Here is a 6,472-nt window from a genome sequence, read left to right as displayed (position 1 = left end):
CGTCGAAAAGCTGGAAGTTATGCCAGAGCATGTGCACATGCTCATCAGCTTCAAGCCAAAGTATACGCCGACAAACATCGTCAAGGCACTCAAAGGCGGCAGTGCCAGACTGTTCCTCAAAAAACATCCCGAGATTAAGCATGATAAATTCTGGGGCGGTCATATCTGGTCACGCAGCTACTATATGAGCACACTTGGCAACATGAGCAAGGAAGTAGTCGCAAAATACATCCAGAATCAGTATTCCAAGTGACTACCGTTGCGGCCATTCCTCTCCTGACTGAAGTGAGAAGATTCCTGGCCGCATTTTAATTGAAAAAGTCCAGCGCTAGGCTTTTTGCTGCTTCACTCGACAATCGTAATGTAGATTTTCGTAGCCTTTTCCCAGCTTCCGTAGTTTGGGACGACGGTGAAGACGGCTTCCCCCGGGGCGTTGGCAGTGATGAGCATCTCCGTATTGGATCCCTTGAAGCCTTTCTTGCCGACACCTTTGACGCTGACGCAGTTAGTTGGCGAGACAATGCCCATTCCATCGCGTTTGCCATTCGTCATCAGACGCAAATCGCCAGCATCGCCGCTGTCATCGCCAGCCATCAGATGGAGCTGCTGTCCGACGTGCAGCTGGACATTGCTCTTGGAGAGCTGCAATACGGAAGTCTTGCCACCAATATAGAGGACCTGAATGGTGTTATTGTTTGCCGTCTTGTCGGATTGCGCAGTCTTTGCCGGACTGTCGGGAATCCGGACACTGATGTAGGCGACGAGGTTCGTGTCGGGATTGATGGCGAAGCGCAGGATACCGGTCTTGCCATTGATGGTGGAAAAAGTATATTCATAGAGAGTTTTCCCATCATACGCCAGTGTGCTGGTGGGATTGCCATAGGCACTCACGACCTCATCGAGTGTTGAGCCTTGGTGGATACCGCGCTTTGTCTTGACTTCGTCGTTCTCGGAGACGAGCGATGTCAGCTTGTTGTCGACAGAGCCGACCTTGAGCCCCTCGTAGAAATAATACATGTGGTTCCCGTCCTGCTTTGAGGAACTCTCCTGCCCTAGGCGGTTATGCATCTCATCGAGCGTGATACCGAGGTCAAGCCCACCAAGCGAAAGATCACTGCTCATCTCCGGCTGCTTTTTCTCCGCAACGACATCAGCCGACTGTTCTGCCGCAGGTGCAGCATCTTCCTTAGTTGTGAACTGCTTGCCTACGAAGAACCCTGCTGCACCAATAAGCACGAGTGCTGCAATGCCCAGTGTGATATAGCGTTTCTTCGAGTGCTTCGGCCCATGTGGCTGACCCGCATCTCTCCCTGATGCTGCCATCTTTAACGGCATGCCATCGGTGTTTTGCTGTATCGTTGCCACATCATCCTTCTTTTCCGGCTCTAACGGCGTCCCGCAGTTCATGCAGAACTTCGATGTCTCATCTTGCTTCGCCCCACAATTCGGGCAGTATCTAGCCATTTGATCACCCCATCTTGTTTGATTCGTAGTTTTTTATTATCATTCGTCAGCCACTTTCCATAACCCTTTTTTGATGATTCGTCTAATTCCGGTATCATCCGCTTCAGTCGAAGGCTCGGTATCCTGTTTGTACATGGAAATCAGATTTCGTGACAATAGTGACAGAAATGGCCACGGCAAATCCGTATACTGATAACTGTAACGAGAAAACAAAGCCGGAGTCTCGGGATAACAGATGAAAGATACAAGGAACAGAAGTCACCCGAGCAAACGAAAGGAACGTGATCACCATGGCTGATAAGAATGCATTTGTCCGGCAGGATGACTGCAGCTACTGCGGCGCACAGGAGAAGGAAGAACAGAAGGAACTCTTATATGAGTGCAGCAATTGCGGTACGCTCTACTGCGACAGCTGCGGTGAAGACAAGGGCTGCCCGAACTGCGGCGCTCCGTTCAGTGACTCGCATCCGATTGAGCCACTGGGCGCTAGCAGCTGGAACCCGAATCAGGGCTGATTGGATGCGAGGTGGCATCTTTTCTTCTGCCACTCCAGCTCGTGGAAGACCACGCCGCTTTCCTTCAGCCACATATACACGGTAGGCCGTGAAGCATGGCAGATGCGCATGAGCTCGGAGACGGAGCGGATCTCGCGGTTCTGGTATTTCTTGACAAGCTCGTCCCAGTCGGCGGGCTTTTTCTTTTTTTGCCGTCCCTTGTAGACGCCCTTGGCCTTGGCAACGGCGATGCCCTCGGCCTGGCGCTGCAACATGATCTTACGCTCAAAGGTGGCGATGGCGGCGAATACGGTCATCGCGAGTTCACCGGCAGGCGTAGAGGTGTCAAAATTTTCTTTAAGCGAGATGACCTGCACACCCTTCTCGCGGAGGTCCTGGATGATGCTCAGCAGATCCTTCGTGCTGCGAGCCAAGCGCGAAAATTCGGACACATAGATGGTGTCACCTTCACGCGCAAAATCAATCATGGCTCTCAATTGCGGTCGCTCCGTATTTTTACCGGATAACTTATCTTTATAGATACGTTCTACATTTGCCTTCTCTTTCAGTTCGATGATCTGTCGTTCTTCATGCTGCTCGACAGTAGAGACTCTGACATAGCCTATTTTCATGAATATTCCCTCTATACTATAAAAGTATCTCTTAACATTCTCTGATACATTGTTTATTATAGCATATTTTACAATTTGATTCGCGTCGTAAACGAATTTTGTATTTATAAAAATAGAGCACGCTTTAATTTGACAGTATAATAAAAACAGAAATGATTTCTTAATATTTTAAATAATCAAATTAGTATTCTTATTATATAACTCAATCTATAGCTAAATCAATACCATGAATATTTCGTCAAATTTATTATGTGAATATTCCGTTTTTTAATGTGAAAAAACATTCCTAGATGTGCTGCACTTCATCCAAAGTGACAAAATACGGATGGTTCTGGAAAGAGAGCAAAAAAAGCGTCTCATGTTGCTAAGTGCAACAGAGACGCTCCTATATGATGATTCACTTGAGTCGAGAATGACGCATCGACCTGTCGGCTCTTCCCCAGCGAGCTCCGTCTATCACCTGTACGGAGCAATCTGGCAATGCCATCAGGTTCTGCACAAGGTGGTCGTACATGCTCTCTCGGACCTGGATGCAATGTGTAATGAAATCATTGACCGGCTCCCGTTTCAAGCGACATGGTGTTGCAAATGCATAATAAAGAGGTACCTCCTGGAACCTCAGTATGCGGCCAATCGATTCGCTTGAACAACGGCACCCCGGATGAAATCTTTATATTACAATAAGGGCTGATTCCGCGCAATATCGCCGCGTGAGTCCAAAATCTCTGACCAGTTTCTCCTGAGCTGGATGCCACCGCGTCCAGATTTAAGGGTGATCTCGCCCTCTTTCACAAGATCCTGGCAGATATGGCGAATCTGGCTTTCGGGGACATCCAGATTCCGCGCCAGAGAGCGTCGCCCTAAATGCTTGCCTATGCGCGCAGCGATGGCCAGTTCCTGCAAGACAGCCTTCTTCAGATTTTCTCCAGCCGTTTCTCCTCCCTGCCGATTCCGCATGGATGCGATAGTGGCAGTAAAGCTCGATGGAAGGTCATCCGGTCGCGGTCGTCCGTCGCAGACATTGGCCAGGTATTCAACAACGTTCTGCAATTCGCGGATATTGCCGGGCCAGCTGTATTGATGGAATACCGGCAGGATTTCTTTTATCCAATCGCGCATCTCAGAAGCGCCCATGTCCAGGAAGAAGGATTTGAGAAAGGCAGCTACCAGCACAGGGATGTCTTCTTTCCGTTCGGCAAGTGGTGGTAGTGTCAACGGTAGCACGTTCAGGCGATAGTAAAGGTCTTCACGGAATCTCCCTTGGCGTATGAGGACCTTGAGGTCCTGGTTCGTCGCTGCAATGATGCGTACGTCAATATGGATTGGTACAGTGCTGCCTACGCGACGGATCTCGCGTTCCTGCAGGACACGTAGCAATTTCACCTGAAAGGAAAGCGACGCATCGCCAATCTCATCGAGAAAGATTGTCCCATGATTGGCCTGCTCAAACAGGCCAATCGCCCCATGGCGCGATGCGCCAGTGAAGGCGCCTTCGACGTAGCCGAAGAGCTCTGAATCGAGCAGCGTCTCAGTTATGGCTGCGAAATTGACTGCTACGAAGGGTCCATCTGCACGCTCAGACGCGTTGTGGATGCTCTGAGCCATGAGTTCCTTGCCTGTGCCACTCTGCGCCTGGATAAGTACGGTGGAATCTGAATCAGCAAAGCGCTTAGCAATGTGGATTGCAGACTGCAACGCGGGTGCGCTTCCTATGATATCATCAAAGTGGTAGACTGCCTGCAGGTTGACATCGGACGTCTTCTGGCTTCTAGATGCTTCCAACCGGCAGAGCTCCTGCTCCAGTTGTGCAGCCCGGTTCTTATAGCGCTGGTTCTTGTCGATAAGCTGGATGATATCACGGACATATTGCGCCGATAGGAAATCGGCATAGTACGTCAGGAGCCCGATGCGCGATAACATCTCTACCAATGAAGTGATATCCAAGAGCCTTGTCTTGATGTCGACTATCTTTTCGATGCTAGGCGGTACAAAGCGAGATTCGCCTGGCGTCACCGCTACCTTCGCCATTTTCGGATCATCCATACCAGGAGCATATGCATAGTAGTTGAGATGATCGATGCCAAGCGTCTGCAACAAGGATATGGTGTCGTTGGCACTCTGGATGCAGTCATTGACGAGCAGGACGTTTGTGCCGGCCGGTAGCTCGAATAGCTTATCGACCTCATGGTAGTTGATGGAACGCCGAGAAATCATATAGGGCAGGCCATCTGACAGATGCGTATGGGTCTTCTGATAGGCAAGGCGGCTCGTAAAAATGGCAAAATCCGCCTTGATCCGTTGGGGCAGATTGCCCTCTGCATAATAGTTGCTGATGTTGATGCGATTGCCCAGCAATCTGTGCAGCTGGTCACGGCAGAAGTAAGATGTTTTCTCTCCGAGAGCAATCAATGCGATGTGCTTCATGCCTGACTTCCTCCTCAGAAAAGGGTTTATTCCCATAAATTTCAATCCCATTTCCATTATTATACCATTTTATAGCATAAAGATGTATACATATTGGTTCAAAATAACAGATTTGTATCTAAAGAATAGACAAACGTTGCTTATTTAGCCTGCTTTTGCATGGCAATACATGTTTTTTCATAGGACTGTCCATCGAGTAAGAGACTTGGCACGCATCTTGCAATGTAAGTAGGTGTGGCCATATCTTAGGAAGTGTATCAATTGAATCATATCAACAAGGGAGAGATTCTTATGGAAGACAATAAGACGCCCAAGGACAAAACGCCGCAGATCAAGGTGGGTTGGGTAGGCTATGCTGCCTTTTTCTTTGCCATCATCATCTTCTCTGGTATCTTCTCGTCTTCGGATACCTGGCTCAAGGTATTCGACTTCAACGTATTGAACGGTAAATTCGGCACGATTCCACCGGGAGCTGAAAAAGCACTGGATTTCCGCGGCGCTGGCGGGACGGGTGCCCGCGACGGCTTCTTGTTTGCCATCGAGCTCATACCAGCTGTCATCCTGGCTCTTGGTATCGTCAATGTTATCGACGGTCTTGGCGGCCTGCGTGCAGCTCAGAAGCTCATGACGCCAATCCTGAAGCCGCTGCTCGGCATACCGGGCATCACGGCTCTTGCCAGCATCGCTAACATGCAGAGCACAGATGCCGCGGCTGGCATGGTCAAAGAGCTTTATGACCAAGGCGAGATCACCGACAATGAACGCTCCATTCTCATCGCCTATCAGACAAGTGCCTCAGCCTTCATCACGAACTACTTCTCATCTGGCGCAGCTGTCTTCAGTTTCATGCTGGCACCAATCATTGTTCCAATCATCGTCATGTTCGTCTTCAAGATTATCGGTGGCAATCTGATGCGCATCTACCTGAAAATGTTCTACCGGAAAGATACGACTGGAGGTAATGCAAATGGCAACGCCTGAAACTGCGAAAAAGAATATCCTTGATCTCTTTATCGATGGCGCACGCAATGGTTTCAAGATTGGTACGACGAGTCTTCTTCCAAACGTCATCATGGCCTTCGTCATCATCCGCATCCTCGATGTCACAGGTCTCCTGCATATCATCGGTGTGGTCTGTGCCCCCATCATGGCGCTCTGGGGATTGCCTGGTGAAGCGGCAACTGTGCTCGTCACAGCTATCATGAGTATGGGTGGTGGCATCGGTGTTGCGATGAGTCTCTTCACGAGCAACATTCTTGATCCTGCACAGCTCACGACTCTCGTTCCGGCCATCTACCTGATTGGCAACCCTGTACAGAACGTCGGCCGCTGCTTGGGTATCTCTGGCGTCAACACCAAGCATTATGTTGCAATCATCAGCATCTGCTTCATCAATGCCTTGCTCTCGATCTGGGCAATGCGCCTCATACTGCTGTTCCTCTGAAGATAGCAGTGATT

At 49.6% G+C, this 6,472-nt stretch carries 6 protein-coding genes and 1 pseudogene; 4 read left to right on the top strand and 3 right to left on the bottom strand.

Annotated features, from left to right (window positions below):
- Nucleotides 1-253, top strand: a pseudogene (tnpA, locus tag T518_RS07320) (IS200/IS605-like element ISMmu1 family transposase); the annotation flags it as partial.
- A 92-nt stretch (nt 254-345) separates the two neighbouring features.
- Here the strand turns inward: tnpA and T518_RS07315 are convergent.
- Entirely contained in the window at nt 346-1,464 is a 1,119-nt protein-coding gene (locus tag T518_RS07315; RefSeq protein WP_036377555.1) for a zinc-ribbon domain-containing protein, read from the bottom strand.
- Between the two features lie 290 nt (nt 1,465-1,754).
- Between T518_RS07315 and T518_RS07310 the strand changes: the two genes are divergently transcribed.
- Nucleotides 1,755-1,979 carry a hypothetical protein gene (locus tag T518_RS07310; protein WP_036377553.1) on the top strand — a complete coding sequence of 75 codons (225 nt, stop codon included), beginning with the start codon at nt 1,755-1,757 and terminating at the stop codon, nt 1,977-1,979.
- Here the strand turns inward: T518_RS07310 and T518_RS07305 are convergent.
- Nucleotides 1,970-2,590: a recombinase family protein gene (locus T518_RS07305; protein ID WP_036377551.1), complete on the bottom strand. Its 621-nt coding sequence runs from the start codon at nt 2,588-2,590 to the stop codon at nt 1,970-1,972. The genes T518_RS07310 and T518_RS07305 overlap by 10 nt on opposite strands.
- Nucleotides 2,591-3,265: 675 nt before the next feature.
- Nucleotides 3,266-5,014 (bottom strand): sigma-54 interaction domain-containing protein, encoded by a 1,749-nt coding sequence (locus tag T518_RS07300; RefSeq protein WP_051652244.1) that lies wholly within the window; start codon nt 5,012-5,014, stop codon nt 3,266-3,268.
- Between the two features lie 291 nt (nt 5,015-5,305).
- Between T518_RS07300 and T518_RS07295 the strand changes: the two genes are divergently transcribed.
- Nucleotides 5,306-5,995 carry a nucleoside recognition domain-containing protein gene (locus T518_RS07295; RefSeq protein ID WP_036377586.1) on the top strand — a complete coding sequence of 230 codons (690 nt, stop codon included), beginning with the start codon at nt 5,306-5,308 and terminating at the stop codon, nt 5,993-5,995.
- Nucleotides 5,982-6,458, top strand: coding sequence for a YjiG family protein (locus tag T518_RS07290; RefSeq protein WP_036377549.1), 477 nt, complete (start codon nt 5,982-5,984; stop codon nt 6,456-6,458). Before T518_RS07295 ends, T518_RS07290 begins: the two co-directional genes overlap by 14 nt.
- The last annotated feature ends 14 nt before the right edge of the window (nt 6,459-6,472 follow it).

Source organism: Mitsuokella jalaludinii DSM 13811 (assembly GCF_000702905.1).
In the GTDB taxonomy this organism is placed as follows: domain Bacteria; phylum Bacillota; class Negativicutes; order Selenomonadales; family Selenomonadaceae; genus Mitsuokella; species Mitsuokella jalaludinii.
The sequence above is the reverse complement of the archived record's forward strand: the minus strand, read 5'-3'. Positions and strand labels throughout refer to the sequence as shown.